General features: G+C 68.0%; 24 protein-coding genes and 1 pseudogene. 18 read left to right on the top strand and 7 right to left on the bottom strand.

Features of this window, described 5'->3' with window-relative positions; all coding sequences use genetic code 11:
• Positions 1 to 4: 4 nt before the first annotated feature.
• The gene (locus E1H18_RS17385; protein WP_172270772.1) at positions 5 to 3,079 is read left to right on the top strand and encodes an efflux RND transporter permease subunit; all 3,075 of its coding nucleotides are present in this window, start codon (positions 5 to 7) and stop codon (positions 3,077 to 3,079) included.
• 136 nt (positions 3,080 to 3,215) lie between these two features.
• On the opposite strand, the gene E1H18_RS17380 is transcribed toward E1H18_RS17385, so the two are convergent.
• The gene (locus tag E1H18_RS17380) at positions 3,216 to 3,884 is read right to left on the bottom strand and encodes an arylesterase (protein WP_172270770.1); all 669 of its coding nucleotides are present in this window, start codon (positions 3,882 to 3,884) and stop codon (positions 3,216 to 3,218) included.
• A 74-nt stretch (positions 3,885 to 3,958) separates the two neighbouring features.
• Here E1H18_RS17380 and E1H18_RS17375 point away from each other — a divergent pair, with 74 nt between their 5' ends.
• Entirely contained in the window at positions 3,959 to 5,305 is a 1,347-nt protein-coding gene (locus tag E1H18_RS17375; RefSeq protein WP_172270768.1) for a sorbosone dehydrogenase family protein, read from the top strand.
• Here E1H18_RS17375 and tetR read toward each other — a convergent pair.
• Positions 5,268 to 5,888 carry a tetracycline resistance transcriptional repressor TetR gene (tetR, locus tag E1H18_RS17370; RefSeq protein ID WP_172270766.1) on the bottom strand — a complete coding sequence of 207 codons (621 nt, stop codon included), beginning with the start codon at positions 5,886 to 5,888 and terminating at the stop codon, positions 5,268 to 5,270. The genes E1H18_RS17375 and tetR overlap by 38 nt on opposite strands.
• Before the next feature lie 82 nt (positions 5,889 to 5,970).
• Here tetR and tet point away from each other — a divergent pair, with 82 nt between their 5' ends.
• The 14 genes and pseudogenes from tet (at position 5,971) to E1H18_RS17300 (ending at position 19,243) form a co-directional block, all read left to right on the top strand.
• Entirely contained in the window at positions 5,971 to 7,170 is a 1,200-nt protein-coding gene (gene tet / locus E1H18_RS17365) for a Tet(A)/Tet(B)/Tet(C) family tetracycline efflux MFS transporter (RefSeq protein WP_172270764.1), read from the top strand.
• Positions 7,171 to 7,207: 37 nt separating this feature from the next.
• Positions 7,208 to 8,659, top strand: coding sequence for a carotenoid oxygenase family protein (locus E1H18_RS17360; protein ID WP_172270762.1), 1,452 nt, complete (start codon positions 7,208 to 7,210; stop codon positions 8,657 to 8,659).
• A gap of 45 nt (positions 8,660 to 8,704) precedes the next feature.
• Complete coding sequence (locus E1H18_RS17355; protein ID WP_172270760.1) at positions 8,705 to 9,040, top strand: hypothetical protein; 336 nt, start codon at positions 8,705 to 8,707, stop codon at positions 9,038 to 9,040.
• Between the two features lie 77 nt (positions 9,041 to 9,117).
• The gene (locus E1H18_RS17350) at positions 9,118 to 10,506 is read left to right on the top strand and encodes an NAD(P)/FAD-dependent oxidoreductase (RefSeq protein ID WP_172270758.1); all 1,389 of its coding nucleotides are present in this window, start codon (positions 9,118 to 9,120) and stop codon (positions 10,504 to 10,506) included.
• A 121-nt stretch (positions 10,507 to 10,627) separates the two neighbouring features.
• On the top strand, positions 10,628 to 10,876 hold the full coding sequence (locus E1H18_RS17345; RefSeq protein WP_172270756.1) for a DUF2164 domain-containing protein: 249 nt from the start codon (positions 10,628 to 10,630) through the stop codon (positions 10,874 to 10,876).
• 98 nt (positions 10,877 to 10,974) lie between these two features.
• Entirely contained in the window at positions 10,975 to 12,399 is a 1,425-nt protein-coding gene (locus tag E1H18_RS17340) for an NAD(P)/FAD-dependent oxidoreductase (protein WP_172270754.1), read from the top strand.
• Positions 12,400 to 12,451: 52 nt separating this feature from the next.
• Positions 12,452 to 13,087, top strand: coding sequence for a TetR/AcrR family transcriptional regulator (locus E1H18_RS17335; protein ID WP_172270752.1), 636 nt, complete (start codon positions 12,452 to 12,454; stop codon positions 13,085 to 13,087).
• An 18-nt stretch (positions 13,088 to 13,105) separates the two neighbouring features.
• Positions 13,106 to 14,170, top strand: a pseudogene (locus E1H18_RS17330) (alpha/beta hydrolase); the annotation flags it as partial.
• Complete coding sequence (locus E1H18_RS17325) at positions 14,170 to 15,147, top strand: NADPH:quinone oxidoreductase family protein (RefSeq protein ID WP_172270748.1); 978 nt, start codon at positions 14,170 to 14,172, stop codon at positions 15,145 to 15,147. The pseudogene E1H18_RS17330 and the gene E1H18_RS17325, both read left to right, overlap by 1 nt.
• A 225-nt stretch (positions 15,148 to 15,372) precedes the next feature.
• Positions 15,373 to 15,507, top strand: a complete 135-nt coding sequence (gene rpmH / locus E1H18_RS17320) for a 50S ribosomal protein L34 (RefSeq protein WP_012284717.1) — start codon at positions 15,373 to 15,375, stop codon at positions 15,505 to 15,507.
• A 104-nt stretch (positions 15,508 to 15,611) separates the two neighbouring features.
• Positions 15,612 to 16,076: a ribonuclease P protein component gene (rnpA, locus tag E1H18_RS17315; protein ID WP_172270746.1), complete on the top strand. Its 465-nt coding sequence runs from the start codon at positions 15,612 to 15,614 to the stop codon at positions 16,074 to 16,076.
• Between the two features lie 7 nt (positions 16,077 to 16,083).
• The gene (gene yidC / locus E1H18_RS17310) at positions 16,084 to 17,940 is read left to right on the top strand and encodes a membrane protein insertase YidC (RefSeq protein WP_172270744.1); all 1,857 of its coding nucleotides are present in this window, start codon (positions 16,084 to 16,086) and stop codon (positions 17,938 to 17,940) included.
• On the top strand, positions 17,940 to 18,620 hold the full coding sequence (gene yihA, locus E1H18_RS17305) for a ribosome biogenesis GTP-binding protein YihA/YsxC (protein WP_172270742.1): 681 nt from the start codon (positions 17,940 to 17,942) through the stop codon (positions 18,618 to 18,620). The genes yidC and yihA overlap by 1 nt, the downstream gene beginning before the upstream one ends.
• A gap of 143 nt (positions 18,621 to 18,763) precedes the next feature.
• Positions 18,764 to 19,243, top strand: coding sequence for an ASCH/PUA domain-containing protein (locus E1H18_RS17300; RefSeq protein WP_172270740.1), 480 nt, complete (start codon positions 18,764 to 18,766; stop codon positions 19,241 to 19,243).
• A gap of 82 nt (positions 19,244 to 19,325) precedes the next feature.
• On the opposite strand, the gene E1H18_RS17295 is transcribed toward E1H18_RS17300, so the two are convergent.
• The 4 genes from E1H18_RS17295 to E1H18_RS17280 all read right to left on the bottom strand — a co-directional run bounded on the left by E1H18_RS17295 (position 19,326) and on the right by E1H18_RS17280 (position 22,840).
• Entirely contained in the window at positions 19,326 to 19,778 is a 453-nt protein-coding gene (locus E1H18_RS17295; protein ID WP_172270738.1) for a chemotaxis protein CheW, read from the bottom strand.
• Between the two features lie 198 nt (positions 19,779 to 19,976).
• Positions 19,977 to 20,096, bottom strand: coding sequence for a cytochrome bd-I oxidase subunit CydX (gene cydX, locus E1H18_RS17290; protein WP_035043223.1), 120 nt, complete (start codon positions 20,094 to 20,096; stop codon positions 19,977 to 19,979).
• Positions 20,097 to 20,108: 12 nt separating this feature from the next.
• A complete protein-coding gene (gene cydB / locus E1H18_RS17285) occupies positions 20,109 to 21,260 on the bottom strand; it encodes a cytochrome d ubiquinol oxidase subunit II (RefSeq protein WP_172270736.1) in 1,152 nt (383 codons plus the stop codon).
• A 14-nt stretch (positions 21,261 to 21,274) separates the two neighbouring features.
• Positions 21,275 to 22,840 (bottom strand): cytochrome ubiquinol oxidase subunit I, encoded by a 1,566-nt coding sequence (locus tag E1H18_RS17280; protein WP_172270734.1) that lies wholly within the window; start codon positions 22,838 to 22,840, stop codon positions 21,275 to 21,277.
• Between the two features lie 92 nt (positions 22,841 to 22,932).
• Here E1H18_RS17280 and cydD point away from each other — a divergent pair, with 92 nt between their 5' ends.
• On the top strand, positions 22,933 to 24,633 hold the full coding sequence (gene cydD / locus E1H18_RS17275) for a thiol reductant ABC exporter subunit CydD (RefSeq protein WP_370526540.1): 1,701 nt from the start codon (positions 22,933 to 22,935) through the stop codon (positions 24,631 to 24,633).
• Positions 24,630 to 26,207 carry an amino acid ABC transporter ATP-binding/permease protein gene (locus E1H18_RS17270; RefSeq protein ID WP_172270730.1) on the top strand — a complete coding sequence of 526 codons (1,578 nt, stop codon included), beginning with the start codon at positions 24,630 to 24,632 and terminating at the stop codon, positions 26,205 to 26,207. Before cydD ends, E1H18_RS17270 begins: the two co-directional genes overlap by 4 nt.
• Positions 26,208 to 26,214: 7 nt before the next feature.
• Here the strand turns inward: E1H18_RS17270 and E1H18_RS17265 are convergent, their stop codons facing one another.
• A complete protein-coding gene (locus tag E1H18_RS17265) occupies positions 26,215 to 26,316 on the bottom strand; it encodes a hypothetical protein (protein ID WP_172270728.1) in 102 nt (33 codons plus the stop codon).
• Between the last annotated feature and the right edge of the window lie 23 nt (positions 26,317 to 26,339).

The raw sequence follows: 26,339 nt of genomic DNA, 5'->3' as shown, positions 1-26,339 counted from the left end.
ACCGATGCGCAACATCTCGTCCTGGTCGATCAAGAACCCGATCCCCGTCATCCTGCTGTTCCTGCTGCTGACGATCGCCGGGGTCGCCGGCTTCCGCAGCATGCGGATCAACAACAATCCCGACGTCGACCTGCCGCTGGTCGTAGTCACGGCCGTGCGCCCCGGCGCCGCGCCCAGCGAGCTTGAGACCCAGGTCACGCGCCTGATCGAGGACTCGATCGCGGGCCTGGGCCAGGTGCGCCACATCAACTCCACCGTCGTCGACGGCGCCTCGACCACGGTCATCGAGTTCGAGCTGGGCGTCGACCACGAGCGCGTCACCAACGACGTGCGCAACGCCATGTCCAACCTGCGCGGGGCCCTGCCGCAGGACATGCAGGAGCCGATCGTCAATCGGATCGACATCTCCGGCGATGATTTGATCACCTATGTCGTCAAGGCGCCGACCCTGACGCCCGAGCAGCGCAGCTGGTTCGTCGACAATGACGTCAGCCGCGCCCTGCTGGCCCTGCGCGGGGTGGGCGAGGTCAATCGCCGCGGCGGCGTCAATCGCGAGATCGAGGTCGCTCTCGATCCCGACCGCCTGGCCGCCCAAGGCGTCACCGCCGCCGCCGTCAGTCAGGCCCTGGTCTCGGCCAACGCCGACCTGCCCGGCGGCCGCGTGACCATCTCGGGCGCCGAACGGGCCATCCGCACCCTGGGCGCAGCGGGCTCGGTCGAACAGCTGCGCGAGACCCGCGTGCCCCTGCCCTCGGGCGGGGCCGTGCGTCTGGCCGACCTGGGCGCGGTCACCGACCACTGGGCCGAGCCCCGCTCGCGCGCCCGCTTCGACGGCCAGGAAGTCGTGACCTTCTCGATGATCCGCTCGCGCGGCGCCTCGGAAGTCCAGACCGCCCAAAAGATCCGCGAGGTCGTCAAGAAGCTCGACGAGGAGCATCCCGAGGTCGAGATCGAAGAGATCACCTCGAACGTCAAATATATCGAAGAGAGCTATCTGGCCTCGATGGAGGCGCTGATCGTCGGCGCCATCCTGGCCGTGCTGGTGGTGCTGCTGTTCCTGCGCGACTGGCGCGCCACCCTGCTGGCGGCCGTGGCCATTCCGCTGTCGCTGCTGCCGACCTTCGCCGTCCTGGCGCCGATGGGCCAGTCGCTAAACGCCATCACCCTGCTGGCCCTGTCGCTGACCGTCGGCATCCTCGTCGACGACGCCATCGTCGAGATCGAGAACATCGTCCGCCACATGCGCGGCGGCAAAAGCGCCTACGCCTCGGCCATGGAAGCCGCCGACGAAATCGGCCTGGCCGTCGTCGCCACCACCTTCACCATCGTGGCGGTGTTCGCGCCGGTGGGCTTCATGCCCGGCATCATCGGCCAGTTCTTCAAGGCCTTCGCCCTGGCGGCCTGCGTCTCGGTGCTGTTCTCGCTGGTGGTCGCCCGCCTGCTGACGCCGCTGATGGGCGCCTACATGCTCAAGGCCGACCACAAGCACGAGGACAAGGACCCGCCGTGGATGGGTCCGTATCTCAAGAGCCTGGAGTGGGGTCTGTCCAACCGCTGGAAGGTCCTGCTGATGGGCATTCCGCTGTTCCTGATCTCGATCTTCCTGGCCACCCGCCTGCCGTTCGAGTTCCAGCCCCAGGCCGACCGCGGCCGCTCGCAGTTCTCGGTCGAGCTGCCGCCCGGCGCCACGCTGGACGAGACCGACGCCATCGTGCAGCGCGTGACCAAGCAACTGATGGCCCGCTCGGAAGTCGTCGGGGTCTATGCCTCGGTCGGCAGCAACAACGCCGTCAACAAGGGCTCGGTCACCGCCGACCTGACCGACAAGAGCAAGCGGATCAGCCAGCAGCAGTTCAGCCGCCAGATGGTCGACCAGTTCGCCGAGATCCCCGGCGCACGGATCGGCGCGGGCAGCAACAACGGCGGCGGCCCGTCGAACGGCGGCAGCTACACGCTGAGCCTGGTCGGCGACAACGGCCCGCAGCTGGAAGCCACGGCCCGCAAGGTCGAGGCCGAGATGCGCAACGTCCCGGGCCTGGCCCACGTGGTCAACACCGCCGCGATCGCCCGACCCGAGATCGTGGTGACGCCCAAGGCCGACCAGGCCGCCCGCGCCGGCGTCTCGGCCGGGGCGATCAGCCAGGCCGTGCGCGTGGCCACGATCGGCGACGTCGACCAGAACCTGCCCAAGTACAATCTGGGCGACCGCCAGGTGCCGATCCGCCTGCGCCTGAACGATGACGCACGCGAGGACATCGCCGTGCTGCAGACCCTGCGCGTGCCGACGGCCCAGGGCGCCGTGCCGCTGAACGCGGTGGCCGACGTGCGCTTCGGCGCTGGCCCCTCGCAGATCAGCCGCCAGGACCGCTCGCGCGTGGCCACCATCACCGCCGAGCTGGACGGCATCGTCGTCGGCGAAGCGGCCCGCCGCGTCCACGCCCTGGCCTCGGTCAAGAACCTGCCGACCGGCGTCAAGGAAGTGGCGGCCGGCGACGCCGAGTTCATCGCCGAGATGGTCACCGGCTTCGTCGGAGCCTTGGTCACCGGCATCCTGCTGATGTACGTCGTGCTGGTGCTGCTGTTCCGCAGCTTCGCCCACCCGGTGACGATCATGGTCGCCCTGCCCCTGGCCATCGGCGGCGCCTTCGGCCTGCTGGTGCTGGCCAAGTCCAGCTTCTCGATCTCGACCCTGATCGGCATCCTGATGCTGATGGGGATCGCGGCCAAGAACTCGATCCTGCTGGTCGAGTACGCGATCATGGCCATGCAGGAACACGGCATGGACAAGCGCACGGCGATCATCGACGCCGCCCACAAGCGGGCCCGGCCGATCCTGATGACCACCGTGGCCATGGGCGCGGGCATGCTGCCCACCGCCATCGGCCTGGGCGCCGAGGTCGAGTTCCGCGCCCCGATGGCCATCGCGGTCATCGGCGGCCTGATCACCTCGACCCTGCTGTCGCTGCTCTACATCCCAGTGGTCTTCGTGCTGATGGACGGCCTGAAGACCCGCACCGAGCGCCTGCTGCACCGCGTGTTCGGCGGCCGCCATCACGCGGCGGGGACGAAGACCTCCTGATCCGTCTCCCCGGCGAAAGCCGGGGCCCAGATCGAACCCACGAGCGCCCTCCGTCAGGTCTCTGCGGAGGGCGCTTTCACGTTTGACGATCAGGATGAACCTGGGCCCCGGCTTTCGCCGGGAAGGCGGATGAGGCCTAAGCCTTCAACGCCCGCGCCACCACCGGCGCCAGGCGCTCGGCGATGATCCTCGCCCCTTCAGCGTTGGGATGGATCCCATCCCGCTGCATGTAGCGCGAGACGCCGATCACGCCGGTGAAGAAGTCGGGCGCGTAGAAGACGTCCTGCTCGCGGGCCAGGTCCGGATAGATCTGGGTGAAGCGGCGGGCATAGTCGACGCCCAGCAGGCCCGGGGCCTTCACCCCGGCCAGGACCACGCGGATGCCTCGCGCCTTCAGGTGCGAGATGATGGCCCGCAGGTTGGCCTTGCTCCGCGACGGGTCGGTCCCGAGCAGCAGGTCGTTGCCCCCCAGGGCGACGACGCAGACGGTCGTCTCGGCCGGCACGCGGTCAACGCGGGCCAGGCCGTTGGCCGTGGTGTCGCCCAGCACGCCAAAGCCCCGCACGCGCGAGGTCGTGCCCATGCGGTCCAGCGCCGCCTGCAGGCGGGCGGGCATCGAGAGTTCGGACGACAGGCCAAGGCCGGCCGTGATCGAGTCGCCCAGAACCGTCACCACCGGTGGCGGTGGGGGCGGCGGACGCGGGGTCCGGCGCTGAGCGGCGGACACGACGCCGGGCGCGGCCAGGACCAGAAGGCCGGCCAGAACGTTTCTGCGGTCAAAGGGTGTGGACGGGAACTTCGCCATGGTTGAACCGTATCAATCTCCTGACTGCATCTAAGCTGATCCTGGTTGAACGCAGCCTGAAGAAAGTAGCGCCCATGACCCGCCGATTTCGCGAAATCTTGATCATCGGCGGCGCGGTCGCCGCGCTTGGGGCCTGTAGCCAGGCCCCGCTGGAAACCTCGAAGATCGGTTATGGCGCCAATCCCGAACTGCCCGCTCCGACCAAGACCCTGATCCCGACGGTCAGCGTATCGGAAGTGGTCGGCTGGCCGGCGGGCGTGACGCCCAAGGCCCCGGCAGGCTTCAAGGTCCAGCCGTTCGCCAGCGGCCTGGATCACCCGCGCTGGATGCTGGTGCTGCCCAACGGCGATGTCCTGGTGGCCGAGAGCAACAAGCCGCCCAAGAAGGAAGAAAAGCCCAGCATCCGCGGGTTCTTCCAGAAGATGCTGATGAGCAAGGCCGGCGCCGAGGTGAAGAGCGCCAACCGCATCAGCCTGCTGCGCGACGCCGACGGCGACGGGGTGGCGGAAATGAAGACGCCGTTCCTGACCAACCTGATGTCGCCGTTCGGCATGGCCCTGGTCGGCGACACGCTCTACGTCGCCAACGCCGACGCCATCGTCGCCTTCCCGTATCAGGAGGGCGCGACCCAGATCACCGCCGCGCCGCGCAAGGTCGCCGACCTGCCGGGCGGGCCGATCAATCACCACTGGACCAAGAACATCATCGCCAGCCCGGACGGGACCAAGCTCTATGCCACGGTCGGGTCGAACAGCAATGTCGGCGAGAACGGCATGGACAACGAGGTCGACCGGGCCGCGATCCTTGAGGTCGACCTGGCCACGGGCGCCAAGCGCCTGTTCGCCGGCGGCCTGCGCAATCCCAACGGCATGGGCTGGAACCCCGCCAATGGCGAGCTGTGGACCGCCGTCAACGAGCGTGACGAACTGGGCAACGACCTGGTGCCCGACTACATGACCTCGGTGCGCGAGGGCGGCTTCTACGGCTGGCCCTACAGCTATTTCGGCAAGACCGTCGACAAGCGGATCAAGGACGCCGACAAGCGCCCCGACCTGGTCGAGCGCGCCATCGTTCCCGACTACGCCCTGGGCGCCCACACCGCCTCGCTGGGCCTGACCTTCTACACGGGCGCGAGCTTCCCGGCCGCCTATAACGGCGGGATTTTCGTGGGCCAGCACGGCTCTTGGAACCGCAAGCCGCAGGTCGGCTACAAGGTGATCTTCGTGCCGTTCGCGGGCGGCAAGCCCGCAGGCCAGCCGCAGGACTTCCTGACCGGCTTCCTCGACAAGGATGGCAAGGCCCAGGGCCGCCCCGTCGGCGTCAACGTCGACAAGTCCGGCGCGCTGCTGGTGGCCGATGACGTCGGCAACGTGGTGTGGCGGGTCAGCCCGCAGTCGCCAGCGACACCTCTGCCCCGCTGACGATCAGGTCCAGGCCTCGCTCGAACATGGTCCCGTAGCCGCTCTGGCGATAGCTTGCCAGGGCCTGGGCCAGCAGCGGGTAGGCCTGGACGGCATCGTCCAGAACCTCGGTCTCGGCCTCGCCGTCCAGCGGTTCGGCTTGCTCCTCCAGGACGCATCCGACGACGTAGCGGCTGATCGCCACCAGCACCTCCATGGCGCGGCCCACCGGAAAGCCGGCTGCGACCAGGTAGGCGATCTGGGCCTCGACGTCTTCCAGGTCCTGCGGGTCGGCTTCGGTGCCGGCATGGACACGCGCGCCGTCGCGATAGGCCAGCAGAGCGCGCCGGAAACTGCGGCCGTTCTCGCGGAGGAAGGTCTGCCACGGCTCGCCCGCGATCGGCTGCGAACGGGTGTGCCCGCGCGCCAGGATCTCCAGGTTCAGAGCGTCCAGCAGCGCGCGACGATTGGCGAAGTGCCAATAGAGCGCCGGCTGACGCACGCCCAGGCGCTGGGCGATCGCCCGCGTCGACAGGGCGTCGACCCCGACCTCGTTCAGCACGTCCAGCGCTGTGGCGATGATGCGCGCGCGATCGACCTTCATGATCGCCCTATAGGAAACGACTTGACCCGGCGGCAAGGACAATCTTTATCGCCGATAAATAACTTTATCATTGATAAATTCCATGCGCGACCGCTCCAAGTTCGCTTTCCCGCTGATCCTGGCCACCGTGGCCCTGGACGCCGTCGGCATCGGCCTGGTGATCCCGATCATTTCGCGCCTGCTGCGCGAGGTGGGGCATACCGGCGAACTGGGCTGGCGGTTCGGGGCGTTCCTGGCGCTGTACGCCCTGATGCAGTTCCTGTGCGCGCCGGTGCTGGGCGCGATCAGCGACAAGGTGGGCCGCCGGCCGGTGCTGCTGGCGTCGCTGGCCGGCGCGGCGATCGACTATCTGTTCATGGCCCTGGCCCCGACCCTGGCCTGGCTGTTCGTCGGCCGCGCCATCGCCGGGGTGACCGGCGCCAGCATGGCCGTGGCCCAAGCCTATATCGCCGACATCACGCCCGAGGACCGGCGCGCCCGGCGCTATGGCCTGTTCAGCGCCGTGTTCGGCCTGGGCTTCATCGCCGGCCCGGTGATCGGCGGCCTGCTGGGCGAGGTGTGGGTGCGCGCGCCGTTCCTGGCGGCGGCGGGCCTGAACGGCCTGAACCTGCTGATGGCGCTGGTGCTGCTTCCGGAGTCGCACAAAAATCGGGGCGCGCCCATCGACCGCTCGGCCTTCAACCCCTTCGCCGCCCTGCGCTGGGCCAGCGCCTTCCCGGTGCTGGCGCCGCTGATGATCGCCTTCGTGCTGATCGTCTGCGTCGGCGAGGTCGGCGGCACGGTGTGGGTGCTGTACGGCGAGGACAAATTCGGCTGGGACGGCTGGACGATCGGCCTGTCGCTGGCGGGCTTTGGCCTGTTCCACGCCATCGCCCAGGCCTTCGTGGCCGGCCCGGTCGCCGAGCGGCTGGGCGAGCGTAAGGCCCTGGCCATCGGCATCGTCAGCGACGCCTTCGCCTATGTCGCGCTGGCCCTGGCTACGAAGGGTTGGATGGCGTTCGCGCTGCTGCCGGTGTTCTGCCTGGGCGGCATCGGTCACCCGGCCTTGCAGGCGCTGATCTCGCGCCAGGTCGGCGAGGACCAGCAGGGCAAGTTGCAGGGCGTGGTCGCCAGCCTGCAAGGCCTGGCCACCGTCGTCGCGCCCGTGGCGATCGCCCAGATCTACTTCTCCAGCCGCGCGTCGTTCCCCGGCCTGGTCTGGGTGCTGGGCGCGCTCCTAGGCCTGTGCTGCCTGCCGATCCTGTTGGGCGGACGCCAGGGGAAACTTGCACAACAAGACTGACTGGATCTAGGGTCGCTCCAACGAGGAGGAGCCGCCCATGAAAATCGAACGCCTGCCCAAGGTGCGCACCTCGCTGTCGCCGACCAACCACCCGTACATGACCGGCCCCTGGACGCCGCTGCACGAGGAGGTCAACGCCTGGGAGCTGGAGGTGCTTGAGGGCGCCATACCCGCCGACCTGGACGGCGTCTATCTGCGCAACACCGAGAACCCGGTCCACGACCCGGTCGGCCGCTACCACCCGTTCGACGGCGACGGCATGGTCTGCCAGATCGAGTTCAAGGCCGGCGAAGCGACCTATCGCAACCGCTTCATCCGCACCCGGTGCTTCGAGGCGGAGCAGGAAGCCGGCGAGGGCCTGTGGGGCGGTCTGATGGACGGTCCCGGCGTCTCCAAGCGTCCCGGCTTCGGGGCCCACGGGAGCCTGAAGGACACCGCCAGCACCGACATCGTCGTCCACAATGGCGAGGCCATCGCCACCTTCTACCAATGCGGCGAGGCCTATCGCCTGGATCCGCTGACCCTGGAGAACCTGGGCGTCGCGGCCTGGGCGCCGCTGGAGGGCGTCTCGGCCCACCCCAAGGTCGACGAGGCCACGGGCGAGCTGATGTTCTTCAACTATTCCAAGGCCTGGCCGCACATGCACTACGGCGTGGTCGACGCGGCCGGCAAGCGCACCGTCTATCAGGGCGTGCCGCTGCCGGGGCCGCGCCTGCCGCACGACATGGCCTTCTCGTCGAAATACGCCATCCTCAACGACCTGCCGGTGTTCTGGGACCAGGAGCTGATGGCCAAGGGGGTTCATGCGGTGCGCCTGCACAAGGGCGTGCCCAGCCGCTTCGCCCTGGTCCCGCGCCAGGGCGGCGAGCCGCGCTGGTTCGAGGCCGCGCCGACCTATGTGCTGCACTGGCTGAACGCTTACGAGGACGGCGACGAGGTCGTGCTGGACGGCTACTTCCAGGAAAACCCGATCCCACGCCCGCTGGCCGACGCCCCCGATGGCCACGGCCACCTGATGGCCTATCTGGACGAGCACAGCTTCCAGCCCAAGCTGCACCGCTGGCGCTTCAACCTTGCCACCGGCGAGACGACGGAAAAGCACCTGGACGAGCGGAACCTGGAGTTCGGCATGTTCAACCAGCAATACGCCGGCAAACCCTATCGCTACGCCTATTCCACGACGTCCAAGCCGGGCTGGTTCCTGTTCAACGGCTTCGTAAAACACGACCTGGAAACCGGCGAGAGCTGGTCGATCGATCTACCTGAGGGCCACTACGCCAGCGAAGCCCCGTTTGCGCCCAAGGTCGGGGCGGTCGACGAAGATGACGGCTACCTGATCAGTTTCCTGATCGACGAGAACCGCGGAACCTCGGAGTGCGCGATCATCGACGCTAAGCGCTTCGAGATCGTCTGCCGCATCGCCCTGCCCCACAAGCTCAGCAGCGGCACGCACAGCGTCTGGGCGGGGCGGGAGATGCTGAGGGGGTGAACAGGGTTAACCGCCCCTTCACCACGATCCGCTAGCTTGAGAACCATGCGCCGCGCACTTCTCGCCCTGCTGGTCATCGCCTGCGCCGGTCCGTCGCTGGCGGCCCAGCCCACGCCGCCCAAGCCGCAGCCGAAACCGGCCGCGTCGGCGCTCGCGCCGATGCAGAGCCCGCTGGATGCGCCGAACTTCGTGCTGCCGACGCCCATTCCTCTGGCTGCGGGGCGGCCGTACGGCGACGCCGCCCAGTGTCGCGCGATCTGTTCGCGCACGCTCTATTTCTGCAACGCCGCCAGCGACGACGACGGCTGCTCCAGCCGCTGGGCACAGTGCAACTCCAGCTGCGCGGCGTCCTATGTCGCTCCGCGTTTCGGCGGGCGCTGAGGCTTCCGCAAGGTCCGCTTGCCCCCTCGCATAACGCTGATACGCTCACCTGAACAACGATAAGTCAGGAGGGTGGAATGGCGGCCCAGGCTCTTCCCAAGGCATGCGTCATCGGCGCCGGCTGCAGCGGCTTCACGACCATCAAGCGGCTGAAGGACTACGGCGTCCCCTACGACTGCTTCGAGATGTCCGACGAGATCGGCGGCAACTGGTACTACAAGAACCCCAACGGCCTGTCGGCCTGCTACGAGAGCCTGCACATCGACACGTCGAAGTGGCGGCTGGCGTTCGAGGATTATCCCGTGCCGGCCGGCTGGCCCGACTTCCCGCACCACGCCCAACTGCACCAGTACTTCAAGGACTATGTCGACCATTTCGGTCTGAGGCCGACCATCACCTTCAACACCCGGGTCGAGCGCGCCCAGCGCACCGAGGACGGCCTGTGGGCGGTGACGCTCTCCACAGGCGAAACACGGCTCTACGACGTGCTGTTCGTCTGTAACGGCCACCACTGGGACCCGCGCGTGCCGGAGTATCCTGGCGAGTTCGACGGCCCGGCCTTCCACGCCCACGCCTATTGCGACCCGTTCGAGCCGGTCGACATGCGGGGCAAGAATGTCGTGGTGGTCGGCATGGGCAATTCGGCCATGGACATCGCCAGCGAGCTGTCCCAGCGGCCGATCGCCAAGAACCTGTGGGTCTCGGCCCGTCGCGGGGTCTGGGTGTTCCCCAAATACATGAATGGCAAGCCGGCCGACAAAAGCGCCATGCCGTCCTGGATGCCGCGCAAGCTGGGCCTGTCCCTGGCCCGCAAGGTCATCAAGAAGACCATCGGCAATATGGAGGACTACGGCCTGCCCAAACCCGACCACGAGCCGCTGGAGGCCCATCCGTCGGTCTCGGGCGAGTTCCTGACGCGGGCGGGTTGCGGCGACATCAAGTTCAAGCCGGCCATCAAGGCGCTGGAGGGCAGCTGCGTCCGATTCGCCGACGACAGCGTGGAAACCGTCGACGCCATCGTCTTCGCTACGGGCTACAAGATCACCTTTCCCTTCTTCGACGAAGCCGAGCTGAAGCCGGACGCCGACCACCGCTTCCCACTGTTCAAGCGGATGATGAAGCCGGGGGTGCCGAACCTGTTCTTCATGGGCCTGGCCCAGCCGCTGCCGACCCTGGTGAACTTCGCCGAGCAGCAAGCCAAGCTGGCGGCGGCCTATCTGGCCGGGGCGTATGCGCCGCCGGCGGAGGCCGAGATGGTGCGCATCATGGAGAAGGACGAAGAGCGCCACACCGGGCAGTTCTATGACTCCGCGCGTCATACCATCCAGGTCGACTTCAACGTCTACTGCGCCGACCTGAAGAAGGAGATCGTCAAGGGCGAGGCGCGGGCGCGGAGCCAGGGCGGCAAGCTGCCGGTGACGGCGCGGGCGGCGTTACAACCCGAACCGCAGCTGGCCCCCACCTGACCTCGCTGCGCGAGGTCGTCCGCCCCCGGGCGGGGGCAGACGCATCGTCGTCTTCCCCCTCCGGGGGAGGAGCGCCGTAGGCGCGGAGGGGGCTAGTATGGGCAAGGATTCGGAGTTCCCCATGCCCAAGATCACCTTCGACAAGCCCACCCGCACCAAGCTGTCCGGCGCGCTGTCAGACTACCTGCGGACCGAGCTGGACCTCGAGGTGAAGGGCTTCGACGCCGAGTTCCTGCTCGACTTCATCAGCGAGACCCTGGGCCCGCACTACTACAACCAGGGCCTCCAGGACGCTCAGGAGCTGTTCCGCACCAAGTTCGAGGCGGTGCTGGAGGCGGTCTACGAGATCGAGCAGCCGATCAAGGGCTGACTTCCCCTCGCGTAAACATTGACCTGCCCGGCCACGAGCGCATCCTTCCTGAACAACGATAAGTCGCCCATCTCAACCGGGCGACGGGAGGAAGCTCGATGGCTGACGGCTCCGCCGCGTTCGCCCTGCCCCGCGTCTGCATCATCGGCGCGGGCTCGTCGGGGATCGCGACCTGCAAGCAGCTGCACGCGGTGGGCATTCCGTTCGACTGCTTCGAGGCCTCGGACCGGATCGGCGGCAACTGGGTGTTCCAGAACCGCAACGGCATGAGCAGCGCCTATCGCTCGCTGCACATCAACACCAGCCGGGACAAGATGGCCTATTCGGACTTTCCGATGCCGGCCGACTATCCGGACTATCCGCACCACAGCCAGATCGCGACGTACTTCGACAGTTATGTCGACCATTTCGGCTTCCGCGACCGCATCACCTTCCAGTGCGCGGTGACCTGGGCCAAGCGCCGCGACGACGGGATTTGGGAGATCACGCTGGAGACCGGCGAGAAACGACTCTACGACGTGCTGTGTGTCGCCAACGGCCACCACTGGGATCCGCGCTGGCCCGATCCCAAACCGCCCGGCCAGTTCGACGGGCTGGAGATGCACAGCCACTATTATATCGACCCAGCGAGCCCTGAAGACCTGCGCGGCAAGAAGATCGTCATCGTCGGCTTCGGCAATTCCGCCCTGGATCTGGCCTGCGAGCTAGGCCGCAAGGAGAACGCCGACGACGTCTATCTGTCGGTGCGTCGGGGCTATTGGGTGGTGCCGCGCTATTTCGGCAATGCGGTTCTGGACTTCTTCAACAACCATCCCAGCCAGGACCCGCCGCTGCTGTCGCGGATCCTGCCGGGCAAGTGGTCGGCTCGGATCCTAGAGAACAAGATCGCCGCCGTGCACGGCCGGCCGCAAGACCACGGCCTGCCAAAGCCCGACCACGACTTCGGGGCGTCGCACCCGGCCATCAGCCACGAGCTCTACAACCGCATCGGCTCGGGCGACGTGACCATCAAGCCCGACATCGAGCGCTTCGACGGCAGGCAGGTGTTCTTCAAGGACGGCACGTCGGTCGAGGCCGACGCGGTGATCTGGTGCACCGGCTACAAGATCACCTTCCCGTTCTTCGACAAGCTGACGATCGACGCGCCCGACAACGACATCGCCCTGTGGAAGCGGATGGTCGACCCACGCTTCGACAACCTGTTCATGGTCGCCCTGGTCCAGCCGCTGTGCGCCATGATGCCGATAGCCGAGGAGCAATCGAAACTGATCGCCGCCTATCTGACCGGCCGCTACGCCCTACCCGATGCGGCGACCATGGCCCGCGAGCGCGATGAGATGCACCAGGCGGTGAAATCGCACTATGTCGCCTCGGCCCGGCACACGATCCAGATCAACTGCGGGGAGTACGCTTTCGACCTGCGCAAGGAGCTGAAGAAGGGCGTCAAACGCGCGAAGTCAGCCGGTAATCCCCTGCCAATTCCCGCCCGCGCCGCGAAGGTCTTGCCTCTTGCCGCAGAGTAAGGCTGTGATCGTGACGGGGCGTCATGAAGGCCCCGTCTTCGAGTCGCCGTCCATGTCGAACATCGCCTATTTCCCCAAGCCCCATGTCGACCAGCGGCCGGGCAAGCGGGAGCGGACCAAGACCGCCAACCGTCAGGCGATCCTGGACGCGGCGCGCGAGGTGTTCGGCGAGCTGGGCTACGATGTGGCCACGGTGCGCGACATCATCCGCCGCACGGGTTTGGCCTCGGGCACCTTCTACAATTACTACAAGTCCAAGGAGGAGGTGTTCGACGCCTTGGCCGACGATGGCGCTCGGCGCTTCCGGCCCCTGCTGCGCGAACAGTCCGACAAGGCCACCGACTTCGAGAGCTTTCTGCGCGGGGCGATCCTGGCCTATTTCAACTTCGTGGCCACCGAGCAGGAGAGCTGGCGCATCAACCGGCCGGCCGGCGAGCAGATCCCCCACGCCCGCGCCACGCCCGAGATGGCGGCCGTGTTCGACGAGGTCCGCGAGGGCTTTGCGAAGGTGCTGGAGATGGACCACGCGCCCAAGGTCGATCTGGATTACCTGACCTCGGCCTGCATCGCGGTGGCCCGCGAGATCGGCGACAAGATGCTGGACCGCCGGCCCGTCGACACCGAAGGCGCGGCCGACTTCGCCGCCAAGCTGATCCTGGGCGGGGTCTCCGCCCTTCCGCGGCTGTAGCAGCCGAAACCATAAGAACAACGACAGGGAAGAAACATGGCCTCGGACGCCGCCCAGAAGACCATTCTGAAGCTGATCCTGTCGCTGCCCAGCCCCGTGCTGCGGGCCCTGTCCGGCGGCGGGGTCGTCTATCGCGGCGGCCGCACCCTGGACCCGCGCTTCCAGTTCTTCGCCCACGCGGCCAAGAAGATGCCGCCGATGAGCAGCGTGTCGCCGGCCGAGGCCGTGGCCGGCAGCGCCAAGGGCCTGGCCGCCGTCCAGGGGCCGCTGGAGCCGGGCGTGCGCACCGAGAGCCTGTCGATCGAAGGCCCCAACGGTCCCGTCCCCTGCCGCGCCTATCGCCCCGAAAGCCAGGACAGCGATGCGCCGCTGATCGTCTACGCCCACATGGGCGGCGGGGTGATCGGGGACCTGGAGACCTGCCACGCCTTCTGCTCGATCCTGGCCCGCATCGCCCGCACGGCGGTGATCTCGGTCGACTACCGCCTGGCCCCCGACCACAAGTTCCCGGCCGGGCTGGAGGACGTGCTGGCCGCCTATCGCTGGGCGCGCGACAACACCGGCCGCTTCGGCGCGGCGGCCGCTCCGCCGGCCATCGGCGGCGACAGCATGGGCGGCAACTTCGCGGCCATCATCGCCCAGGAGATGCAGCGCACCGGCGAGCCGCAGCCGGCCCTGCAACTCTTGATCTATCCCGCCGTCGACGTGGCCAGCGAGACGCCGTCCATGACGACCTATGCCGACGCCTATCCGCTGACCAAGGCGACCATGGACTGGTTCATGGGTCACTATATGGGCGCGGACGCCAATCCAGCCGATCCGCGCCTGTCGCCAGACAAGACCGAGAGCCTCGCCAGCCTAGCGCCAGCCGTCGTCGCCACCGCCGGCTTCGACCCGCTGGTCGATCAAGGCCAGGCCTACGCCCAGCGCCTGCAGGCGGCCGGCGTGCCGGTGGCCTATCGCTGCTACGACAGTCTGGCCCACGGCTTCACGGCGTTCACCGGTGCGATCCCGGCGGCGGACGGCGCGTGCCGCGAGATCGCGGGGCTGGTGCGGGAGATGTTCGACAAGCGGGCGGCCTGATGCGGGCCCTGGTCGTCGAGGATCTGGCGCCCGACTTCGCCGGCTGCGCGGTGCGCGAGGTCGCCACGCCGGCGCCTGGTCCAGGCCAGGTGCTGGTCCGCGTGCGGGCCGCCAGCGTCAACTTCCCCGATCTGCTGATGACGCGGGGCGAGTACCAGTTCAAGCCGCCCCTGCCCTTCACGCCGGGCCTGGACCTCTCCGGCGAGGTCGCGGCGCTGGGCGCGGGCGTCACGGACTTCAGCGTCGGCGACGCCGTGGTCGGCGGGGCGCGGCTGGGCGGGTTCGCCGAATATGCGGTGCTGGACGCGGCCGGCCTGAAGCCCAAGCCCACGCGGTTGTCGCATCCCGAAGCCGCCGCCTACGGCGCGGCGTACCTCACCGCCTATGTCGCCCTGGTCCGCCGTGCGCGGCTGGAGCCCGGCGAGTGGGTGCTGGTCCACGGCGCGGCCGGTGGGGTGGGCCTGGCGGCGGTCGACTTGGCCAAGGCCCTGGGGGCGCGGGTGATCGCCGCCTCGGCTTCCGACGACAAGCTGGCGCAGATCCAGGCGCTCTACGCCCCCGACGCCGTGGTCAACGTCACCGGCGGCTTCCGCGAGCAGGTGAAGGCGATCACCGGCGGTCGCGGGGCTGACGTAATCTACGACCCGGTCGGCGGCGACGTCTTCGACGAGAGCACCCGCTGCATCGCCTTCGACGGCCGGCTGCTCGTCATCGGCTTCACCTCGGGGCGCATCCCGACGGTCTCGGTCAACATGCCGCTGATCAAGGGCTTCTCGGTCATGGGCGTGCGGGCGGGGGAATATGGCCGGCAGTTTCCCGACAAGGGCCGCGAGAACGGCGAGGCGGTGTGGCGAATGGCCGACGAGGGGGTGATCAAGCCGCACGTCCATGCGCAACTGCCGCTGGACCAGTGGCGCGAGGCGTTCGAGCTGCTGGCGGGGCGCAAGGTGGTGGGCAAGGCGGTGATCGTTCCGTAAAACGCCCCCACCTGACCTGCCACGCAGGTCGTCCGCCCCCAAAAGCGGGCGGATGGTAGCCGTCTTCCCCCTCTGGGGGAGGCGCGCGAAGCGCGGAGGGGGCAAGGATGTTAAGTCCCTGAACCGACTCAGGTTGACATCCCCGCCTCGTTCTTTTATCCACCGCCCCTCACTCGCGGGGCCTATCGGTTTCGCGTCCAACGTTTTGCATTTCGGAGCCACGTCGTGAAGCGCACCTTCCAGCCGTCGAAGCTCGTGCGTGCTCGCCGTCACGGCTACCGCGCGCGTATGGCCACCAAGAACGGTCAAAAGATCGTCGCGCGTCGCCGCGCCAAGGGCCGCAAGCGTCTGACCGCCTAAAAGCGTTCATTCTGCTTTTCCTCCCTCGGGAGGCGAGACCATGAATAAAGCCGCCTTTTCCACAGACCTGTCTTCAGGTTCTCGCCGGAAAGGCGGCTTTTTTCATGTCTGATCTCAAGCCCGACCTGAAGTTCGAGCGCCTCCGCAAGCGACCCGACTTCCTGCTGGCGGCCAAGGCCCCGGCCCTGTCGCGTGGCGCCGTCTTCATCCAGATGCGCAAGCGCCCCGACGAAGATCCCACCGTCCGGGTCGGCTTCACCGCCACCAAGAAGATCGGCGGGGCCGTCGATCGCAACCGCGCCAAACGTCGGCTGCGCGAGGCCGCCCGCCTCGTCTTGCCCCTTCATGCGCGCCCTTCGCACGACTATGTGTTCATCGCGCGCGGCGGAACCACCGCCCGTGAATGGGGGCGTTTGCTTGACGACGTCAAAACCGCGCTGATAAGCCTCGCCGCCGAGCATGATCGCGGAGGACCCAAGGTTCCGCGACCATCACCTTCCTCATCTTCTGGGGGCGCTTCTACGAACGCCACCTCTTCTACTCACCCCGATCAAACAGTTTCCGGTTAAGCGCTCCATGCAGAACGACAACAAAAACACGCTGATGTTCATCGTCAGCGCGTTCGTGATCCTGATCGGGTACCAGTTCTTCATCCTGGGTCCGCAGCAGAAGAAGGCCGAGGCCGAAGCCCGCGCCAAACAGGCCGCCCAAGCGCAGGCGAAAGCCACGCCCGGCGTGACCCTGGACGCCAACGGTAACCCCGCCCCGCTGCGCCTGTCGCGCGACGCGGCCAAGGCCCAGAGCCCGCGCGTCGTCGTCGACACCCCGACCCTGTCGGGCTCGATCGCCCTGAAGGGCGGCCGCATCGACGACCTGCTGCTGCGCAAGTACGCCGAGACCACCGACAAGAACTCGCCGCCGGTCGAGCTCTTCCGTCCGGAAGGCGCAGAGCACGCCTGGTTCGCCGATTTCGGCTGGGCCGGCGCCAACCTGCCGGGCCTGCCCGACAGCCGCACCGTCTGGACCGCCGCGCCGGGCCAGGTGCTGCGTCCCAATTCGCCCGTCACGCTCACCTATGAGAACGGCCTGGGCCTGACCTTCACCCGCGTCATCGCCATCGACGACCAGGCGATGTTCACGGTCACCGACAGCGTCAAGAACAACGGCACGCAGGGCCTGCAGCTAGCTCCCTACGCGGCCGTGCAGCGCCAGGGCATCCACGACACCCTGGGCAAGAACCAGATCGTCCACGAAGGCGCCATCGGCGTGCTGGGCTCGGGCAAGGACCAGAAGCTGGAACTGGCCAAGTACCAGAAGTGGAAGAAGGACAAGCCGCTCACCAGCTTCGACTCGGTCGGTGGCTGGGCCGGCATCACCGACAAGTACTGGCTGGCCGCCCTGATCCCGAGCCAGGACGAGACTATCAAGGCGCAGTATCGCGTGACGCAAGCCGGCGGCACCGACATCTACGACGTCAACTTCGTCGGCCCGACCCAAGCCCTGAACCCGGGCGCGACCCTGGTCCAGAAGACCCGCCTGTTCGCCGGCGCCAAGACCGTGCCGCTGCTGCGCAAGTACGAATACAACGGCCAGGCTCCGGCCTGGTGGCAGTTCTGGGACAGCCGCAAGGCCGAGATCCCGCGCTTCGACTGGGCCGTGGACTGGGGCATGTTCTCCATGTTCACCCGTCCGATCTTCAATATCCTGGAGATCTTCTACAAGATGGTGGGCAACTTCGGCCTGGCCATCATGGCGCTGACCGTCCTGCTCAAGCTCATCCTTTATCCGATGGCGGACAAGAGCTATGAGAGCATGGCCAAGATCAAGAAGATCCAGCCGGAAGTCGAGAAGCTGAAGGCCAAGCACAAGGACGATCCGGCCAAGCAGCAGCAGGAGATGATGCAGCTGTACCAAAAGGAAAAGATCAACCCGATGATGGGTTGCCTTCCGATGCTGGTGCAGATCCCGGTCTTCTACTCGCTGTACAAGGTGCTGACCGTCACCATCGAAATGCGCCACGCGCCGTTCTTCGGCTGGATCCAGGACCTCTCGGCCCGCGACCCGTCGACGATGTTCAACCTGTTCGGCCTGATCCCCTGGGATCCGGCGACGGCCCCGCTGATCGGCTCGTTCCTGGGCGGTCCGCTGCACATCGGCGTCTGGCCGCTGCTGTACGGCTTCACCATGTGGCTGACCACGGCCATGAACCCGCCCGCCGGCGACCCGATCCAGCAGCGCATCTTCCAGCTGTTCCCGATCATCTTCACCTTCACCCTGTCGCAGTTCGCGGTGGGTCTGGTGATCTACTGGTGCTGGTCGAACGTCCTGACCATCATCCAGCAGTACATCATCATGCGCCGCTACAAGGTCGAGAACCCGATCGACAAGATCATCGCTCGCCTCAAGGGCAAGCCTGCCAGCGCGGCGACCTGATGAGCGACGAACCGATCATCCCGCAAGACGCCGAGACCGACGAGGCCATCTTCTCGGAAGAGGAGCTGGAGACGGGGCGGGTGTTCTTCGCCCAGCCCGTCTCGTTCATGATGGGGGCGGTGCGCATGGACACCATGCCCGCCCCGGACCTGCCCGAGGTGGCCTTCGCCGGCCGCTCGAACGTGGGCAAGTCCAGCCTGATCAATGGCCTGGTCGGCCAGAAGTACCTGGCCCGCGCCTCGAACGAGCCGGGCCGGACGCGGGAGATCAACTTCTTCCTGCTGGCCGAACAGATCCGCCTGGTCGACCTGCCCGGCTACGGCTTCGCCCGCGTCTCGCGCTCGATCGCCGACAAGTTCCAGGACCTGGGCCGCGCATACCTGCGCGGCCGCGCCAACCTCAAGCGCGTCTATGTGCTGATCGACGCCCGCCATGGTCTGAAGAAGGTCGACCTGGAGGCGCTGGACGCCCTGGACGTGGCGGCGGTCAGCTACCAGATCGTCCTGACCAAGTCCGACAAGATCAAGCCGCACGAGGTCGACAAGGTCGTGGCCGAGACGATCAAGGCCATCGCCAAGCGCCCCGCCGCCTTCCCCCGCGTGCTGGCCACCTCGTCCGAAAAGGGCCTGGGCATGCCGGAACTGCGGGCCGAGATCATCCGGGTCTGCTCGGACCAGTAGGCCATGGCCGCCCAACTTACCCCGTCATCCCGCACCTAAAGCGCGGGATGACGGGGTTGCTGGGGACAATTTTACGATATTAACCATCCGCTAGGGTTCCGCCGCCAGAACCCCCGCCTCTCCTTTTCCAGATTGAAGCCGCCATGAACCGCCACGAACTCAAGACCTGGCCCAAGTACTTCGCCGCCGTTCGCTCGGGGCAGAAGCGCTTCGAGATCCGCCGCAACGACCGCGACTTCAAGGTCGGCGACATCCTCGTGCTGTCCGAGTTCGATCCCGCCACCGACACCTATACTGGCCAGGCCGAGGAACGGCAGATCACCTTCCTGCTGTCGGAAGAAGACTATGGCGGCGTGATCCACGGCTTCGTGGCCATCGGCTTCGGCGAGGTCGCCCCGCATCCGGACGCCGACGCCGACGTCACCCCCGACAGCCTGGCCCAGTGGCACGAAACGGCAGCCTCCAACGCCGCCCTGCGCGGCCAGGAAGCCCGCAAGGTCTCGGAGAGCTACGCCAAGAGCAATATGAGCGTCGCCAGCGATCGCCATGCCGCCGTGGCCGCCCTGGCCGAAGCCGACGCCGGCTTCCACGCCGCCGCGGCCCGGATCGTCCGCAAGGGCTGATCCGCCGAACGACGGACAGAGACAAGGCCGCCGAGGGCAACCTCGGCGGCCTTTTTTCTAGGTCGGGGAAGACCCGAAGCGCTTAGGCGGCTTCCTTCACGTGCGCCGGGAACACGTCGTCCATGCGCAGATAGGTGATCAGGCGGTTTTCCATCGAGATGATCGCCTGGATGTAGCGCAGCTCTTCCACACCGACGTCCGGGGCCGGCTGCAGGCTGTCGCGCGACACGGTGAAGGTTTCCGACACGGCGTCCACGAGAATGCCGGCCAGGCGGTCCTGGCACTCGACGACCACGATCACGTGGCGGGTCTCGGGAATGGTGAAGCCCAGGCCCAGGCGGTTGCGCAGGTCGATGACCGGCATGATCGCGCCGCGCAGGTTGATGACCCCGCGCATGTAGGTCGGAGCGTGGGGGATCGGCGTGGCCGGGGTCCAGCCGCGGATTTCGCGCACCGTCTTGACGTCGATGCAGAACTCCTGCTCGCCGATGCAGAACGAGATCAGCTCCAGCGCGGGCGCGGTGTTGTCGGTCATTGGAATCCCCGGGTCGATACGGGGCCAGAAGACGCTAACTGCCTTTAAACACCGTTAAGGCTGCGCCGGGGTGAACGCGCTCGTTTGTCGCGGGGGCCGAAACCTCGCCCTTCGACAAGCTCAGGGTGAGGTTTCTAGTGAACCGCCGTGAAAAGTAGTCCTCACCCTGAGCCTGTCGAAGGGCGAGGACGGCCCCGCCTACGGCTCCGACAGCCCTTCGTCGCCGTCGTCCGACAGGTTGAACTCGTACCAGACGCCGTTCAGCACGCCGAAGGCGACGGCCAGGCCCAGGCCCAGGATCCAGGTGAAGTACCACATCGCTCTCGCTCCTCAGTACAGGTCGGGGTTGGTGGTCAGGGCGCCGGTCGTGCTGCGCCCCCAGAGAACTTTGTAGACCCAGCTGGTGTAGAGCAGGATCAGCGGCAGGAAGAACGCCGTCACCAGCAGCATCACGAACAGGGTCAGGTGGGTCGACGACGAGTTCCAGACCGTCAGGCTGGAGCGCGGGTCGACGCTGCTGGGCAGGATGAACGGGAACATCGACAGGCCCACGGTGGCGACGATGCCCACCGTCGAGGCCGACGAGCCGGCGAAGGCCATCCAGTCCTTGCGGAACTGTAGGCCGGCCAGCGCCAGGGCCGCGCCCGCGAAGCCCAGGATCGGGGCGATCATCATCCAGCCGTGACGGCCGTAGTTGTCCAGCCAGGCGCCAGGCGCGCGCACGGCCGAGGCGCCGCGCAGCGGGTTCGACGGCCCGGCCGCGTCGGCCAGCCCTTCGATCCGGAAGCCCAGCCCCCCGAACGCCACCCAGAAGCCGCCGGCCGCGAACAGCACGATGCTGGCCAGGCCGGCGATCTCGCCGAAGCGGCGGGCGCGCTCGGTGACCGGGCCCTCCTCGGCCTTGACCACGATCCAGCCCGCGCCGTGCAGCACCAGCATCGACACCGACAGCAGGCCGCACAGCAGGGCGAACGGCGAGAAGAGGCCGATGAACGAGCCGTCGTAGAAGGCCCGCAGGTCGCCATCCAGGCGGAAGGGCGCGCCTTGCAGCACATTGCCCAGGGCCACGCCGAAGCACAGCACCGGCACGAAGCCGCCGACGAACAGGCCCCAGTCCCAGAACGAACGCCAGCGCGGGGTGGGCCGCTTGGACCGATACTTGAAGCTGACCGGCCGCAGGATCATCGCGGCCAGCACCACGAACATCGCCAGATAAAAGCCCGAGAAGCTGACGGCGTAGACGAACGGCCAGGCCGCGAAGATCGCCCCGCCGCCCAGGATGAACCACACCTGGTTGCCTTCCCAGGTCGGGCCGACGGTGTTGATCACCATCCGCCGCTCGGCGTCGGTCTTGGCGACGAAGGGCAGCAGCGCCCCCACGCCCATGTCGAAACCGTCGGTCAGGGCAAAGCCGATCAGCAGGATGCCCACCAGCGCCCACCACAGGACGCGAAGGGTGGCGTAGTCGATTGGGAGTTCCATGACTGTGATCTCCTCTAGGCCGCGGCCGTTTCGGGCTCGGACGGCTCGCCGTCCGGGACGGGGTCGTGCTGAGCGAACGGGCCTTTCTTGATGGCGCGCAGGATCAGGCCGACCTCGACCACGGCCAGCGCGCCGTACAGCAGGGTGAACACCGCGATGCTGGTCAGCAGCTGCGGAACGGAAAGGCTGGAGGCCCCCAGGAAGGTCGGCAGCACGCCCTCGACCGCCCAGGGCTGACGCCCGACCTCGGCCAGCACCCAGCCCAGTTCGGTCGAGATCCACGGCAGCGGCAAGGCGGCGACGGCCAAGATCAGGAACCACTTGGTGTCATGCTTGCGCAGCGTGACCAGCACGAAGGCGGTGGCGAACAGGGCGATCATCAGCAGGCCGATGCCCGCCATGATCCGGAACGCCCAGAACATCACCGGCACGTTGGGCACGGTGTCCCAGGCGGCCTTCTTGATCAGCTCGGGCGTCGCCTGACGCGGATCCTTGACGTAGCGCTTGAGCAGCAGGCCGTAGCCCAGGTCGCGGCGGTGCGTCTCGAAGATCGCCCGCACGGCCAGGTCATTGGGATTGGCCTTCAGATGCTCGACCGCGCCATAGGCCACGATGCCGCTCTCGATGCGATCCTCGGCCTTGGCGACCAGCTGGAAGATGCCCTCCACGGGCTTGTCGATGCTGCGGGTGGCGATCAGGCCCAGCACATAGGGGATCTTGACCTCGTGATGGGTCTTGCGGTCGGCCAGGCTGGGGATGCCGAAGGCGGTCAGGCCGGCCGGGGCGGGCTCGGTCTCCCACATGGCCTCCAGGGCCGCGAGCTTCATTTTCTGGTTGTCGGTGAGGGCGTAGCCGCTCTCGTCGCCCAGCACGACGACCGACAGCGACGAGGCCAGGCCGAAGGCGGCGGCCACGGTCATCGACCGCTTGGCGACGCCGATGTGCTTGCCCTTCAGGAGGTACCAGGCCGAGATCCCCAGCACGAACACCGAGGCGATGACATAGCCGGCGCTGACCGTGTGCACGAACTTGGCCTGGGCCACGGGGTTGAACAGCACGTCGCGGAAGCTGGTCACCTCCATGCGCATGGTGTCGGGGTTGAAGGCCGCGCCCATCGGGTTCTGCATCCAGCCATTGGCGACCAGGATCCACAGCGCCGAGAAGTTGGTGCCGATGGCGACCAGGAAGGTCACGCCCAGGTGGCCGACGCGGGACAGCTTGTCCCAGCCGAAGAACATCAGCCCGACGAAGGTGGCCTCCAGGAAGAAGGCCATCAGCCCTTCGATCGCCAGCGGGGCGCCGAAGATGTCGCCGACATAGTGCGAATAGTAGGACCAGTTCATGCCGAACTGGAATTCCATGGTGATACCGGTGGCCACGCCGAGGGCGAAGTTGATGCCGAACAGCACGCCCCAGAACCGCGTGACCGTGCGCCAGATCGGGCGCTTGGTCATCACATAGATGCTCTCCATGATGACCAGCAGGAACGACAGCCCGATCGTCAGGGGCACGAACAGGAAGTGATACAGAGCCGTGAGCGCGAACTGCAATCGCGACAGGTCGATGACCGCGGGATCCATGGGCTACTCCGTGACGAACGGCGAGGAACGCGCCGAGCCAGAGCCAAGCCCTAGATCGACTACCCCCTCGAAACCTTGATTCCGATCAAGGAATGATGACCGACACAGCCTACACTCAACCCATGACGGCCCGCATAGCCCAGTTTGACCGCTCCCCCGCCAAGCCCGCGAAGGCCCCAGAAAGGGCCCAAGAACCGGGCAAGGCATGGCTGGCGCGCCTGTCGCGGAGCGGCGGCGGATCGGCCATGGGCCGAGCCCGCGCCGCCGGTCTGCTGGACGGCTTGGCCGCCGTCGCCTTCGCCGCGGGCCTGGCCTTCTCGGTCGACGCCGTTGCTTCGCACAGAGGTCCAGTGACGATCGCCGGCTGGCTGCTGCTGGTCATCGTCGCCTGTCTCTTTCGCGCCCTGCTCACCTATGTCGGGGCAGAGGCCGGGGCCCGCGCCGCCGCTCAGGCCAAGGCCAGCCTGCGGGTGGACCTGGCCCGCTCGGTGTTCGGCGGTCCGCGTCGTTCGGCCGGCCAAGCGCTCACCGCCCTCGTCGAAGGGGTCGAGGCCCTGGACGGCCTGTTCGCGCGCTTCCTGCCGACCAAGCTGGCCGCCGCCGTCCTGCCGCTGGTGCTGATCGCTGCCGCCGCCTTCGCCAGCCCGATCGCGGCGGCGATCATGCTGGCTACGCTCATTCCCTTCATCATCGCCATGATCTTCGCCGGCACGGCCGCCGCCGCCGAGGCCCGCGCTCAGTTCCAGGCCCTGGAGCGCCTGTCGGGCCTGTTCCTCGACCGCGTCCGCGCCCTGCCGGTGGTGCTGGCCTTCCAGGCCGAGGGGACGACGACCAAGGCCCTGGGCCGCTCAGCCTCGGAACTGGCCGAACGCACCATCCGCGTGCTGCGCGTGGCCTTCATCTCCTCGGCGGCGCTAGAGTTCTTCGCCGCCCTGTCGGTGGCCCTGGTCGCAGTCTACTGCGGCTTCAACCTGCTGCGCCTGCTGCCCTTCCCGGTCCCCGAGACGCTGGACCTGAAACGCGCCTTCTTCGTCCTGGCCCTGGCGCCGGAAGTCTACGCGCCGATGCGCCGCCTGGCCGCCGCCTATCACGACCGCCAGGCCGCCGAGGCCGCCGCCGCGCGGCTCGTCGCCTTCGAAGCGCCCCCGGCCAAGCCCGCCGTCGCGCCGCTGGCCAAGGCGCCAACGATCCAGTTCGACGGCGTCACGATCCGCTATCCCGACGCCGACATGCCGGCCCTGTCGAAGTTCGACCTCACCGTTCCCGCCGGCGCCATCATCGCCCTGGTCGGGGCCAGCGGCGCAGGCAAGAGCTCGCTGCTGAACCTGCTGCTGGACCTCGCCCCCCTGACCGAGGGCGCGATCCTGGCCGACGGCGAGGTCCGCGCGAACCTGGCGGCCGACATCGCCTGGGCCGGCCAGTCGCCGCTGATCCTGCCCGCCTCCATCGCCGACAACATCGCCCTCTCCCGCCGCGACGCCCCCCGCGCCGAGATCGAGGCCGCCGCCCAGGCCGTCGGCCTGATCCTCGACCGCCCCGGCGGCCTCGACTTCGTGCTCGACGAGCGCGGCAGCGGCCTGTCCGGCGGCGAGCGCCGGCGCCTGTCCCTGGCCCGCGCCCTGCTCAAACCCGCCCCGATCCTGCTGCTGGACGAGCCGACCGCCAATCTGGAACTCGCCAGCGAGACCCAACTGCTGGGCGCCATCCGCGCCGCTGCCCGCGGCCGCACCACCCTGATCGCCACCCATTCCGAAGCCGTGGCGGCCCTCGCCGACAAGGTCGTGCGCCTATGAGCCCGTTGGAAGAGCTGATCCGCGCCCAGCGGCGCGAACGCGCCGAGGCCCTGGCACTGGCGGTGCTAAGCGCCGTCGTGGTCGGGGCGGCTTCGACCATCCTGCTGGGTCTGTCCGGCTGGTTCATCGTGGCCAGCGCCGCCGCGGGCGCAGCGGGCCTGGCCGTCGCCCATACCTTCAATGTGCTGATCCCCAGCGCCATGATCCGCCTGCTGGCCATCCTGCGCACCGCCGCCCGCTACGGCGAGCGGCTGGCGGGCCACACCGCCGCCCTGCGGGCCCTGGCCGCCATTCGTCCGGCCGTGTTCGAGAGCCTGGCCGCCGCCCCGCCGTCCCAGTCGCTGACGATGTCGCGTGGCGAGGCCTCGGCCCGGCTGGTGCAGGATGTCGACGCCGTCGAGACCCGCTTCGTGCGCCTGTCCGCGCCGTGGAGCGCCGGCGCGGGCCTGTCGGCCGCCGTCGCCATGGCGGTGCTGGCCGGCTGGCTGCCGGCGCTGGCGATCCTCAGCGGCGCGACCGGCGCCATGCTGGCCGCCCGCGCCATCGCCCGCCGCCGCTCGGCCCCCGCCCGCGCGGCGGTCCAGAGCCGGATAGGCGCGCTGAAGGAGACCACCGCCAGCCTGGTCGCCGCGTCGGCTGAGCTGCGCGCCTACGGCCTGGAGGCCTGGGCCGGCGAGACCCTGAACGCCCGTGCGACCGACCTGGAGGACGCCCGCTTGGCCGCGGCTCGCGCCCAGGGCCTGATCGCCGCCAGCCAGGCGGCCATCACCGGCGTGACGGTCGCTGCCGCCATGGCCGCCGCCATCCCGGCCGGCGCGCCGTTGGCCGCTCTCGCCGGCTTGGCCGCCGCGATGAGCATCGAGGTCCTGGCCGGACTGGCCGCCGCGCTCGACCAGGACGGCGCCGCCGGCGAGGCCCACAAGCGCCTGGACGCCATCCTGCAGCATCGCCCGCAGTCGGCGAGCACGCCCGCCGCCGCTCCTACCTTGCTGGGCCAGGCCCTACGGTCCGGCGAGCGCCTGGCCGTTGTCGGTCCGTCCGGCTGTGGCAAGACCACCGCCGTCGAGACCCTGCTGGGCCTGCGCGGCGAGGGCTCGGCCGTCGCCCGCAGCCTGTTCGCCTGGCTGCCGCAGGACGCCGGCCTGATCGCCGGCACGGTGCGCGACAACCTGCGCCTGGCCGCCCCGAGCGCGACCGATGACCAACTTTGGGCCGTGCTGGAAGACGCCGCCCTGGCCGACCGCGTGCGCGCCGCGCCTGGCGGCCTGTCGGCCTTCCTGGGCGACGATGGCGAGCGGCTGTCGGGCGGCGAGCGCCGTCGCCTGGCCCTGGCCCGCGCCTATCTGCGCGACGCCGCCTGGTTGCTGCTGGACGAGCCGACCGAGGGCTTGGACCCCGTCACCGAGGCCCGCGTCGTCGAGCGCCTGGAGCAACGCCTGGACCGCACCGGTCAGGGCCTCGTCTTGATCAGCCACCGCCCCGCTCCCGCCGCGATCTGCGACCGCGTCCTGGCGATGAGCGCGCAAGAAAAAGGCCCGGCGATCTGGCCGCCGGGCCTGGTTTCCACGTCATGAGGACGCGCTATTTCAGGTTCACCCGGATGTGGGTGACGAACAGGACCACGATAAAGGCCGAGAAGGCCGCGATCACCAGTCCGAGATATGCCGTTTGACCGCCAGTCATGAAACGTCTCCATTGCTTGAAGA

Origin of the sequence: Caulobacter sp. RHG1, from assembly GCF_013181195.1 — a bacterium.
Classification (GTDB): Bacteria; Pseudomonadota; Alphaproteobacteria; order Caulobacterales; family Caulobacteraceae; genus Caulobacter.
The sequence above is the reverse complement of the archived record's forward strand: the minus strand, read 5'-3'. Positions and strand labels throughout refer to the sequence as shown.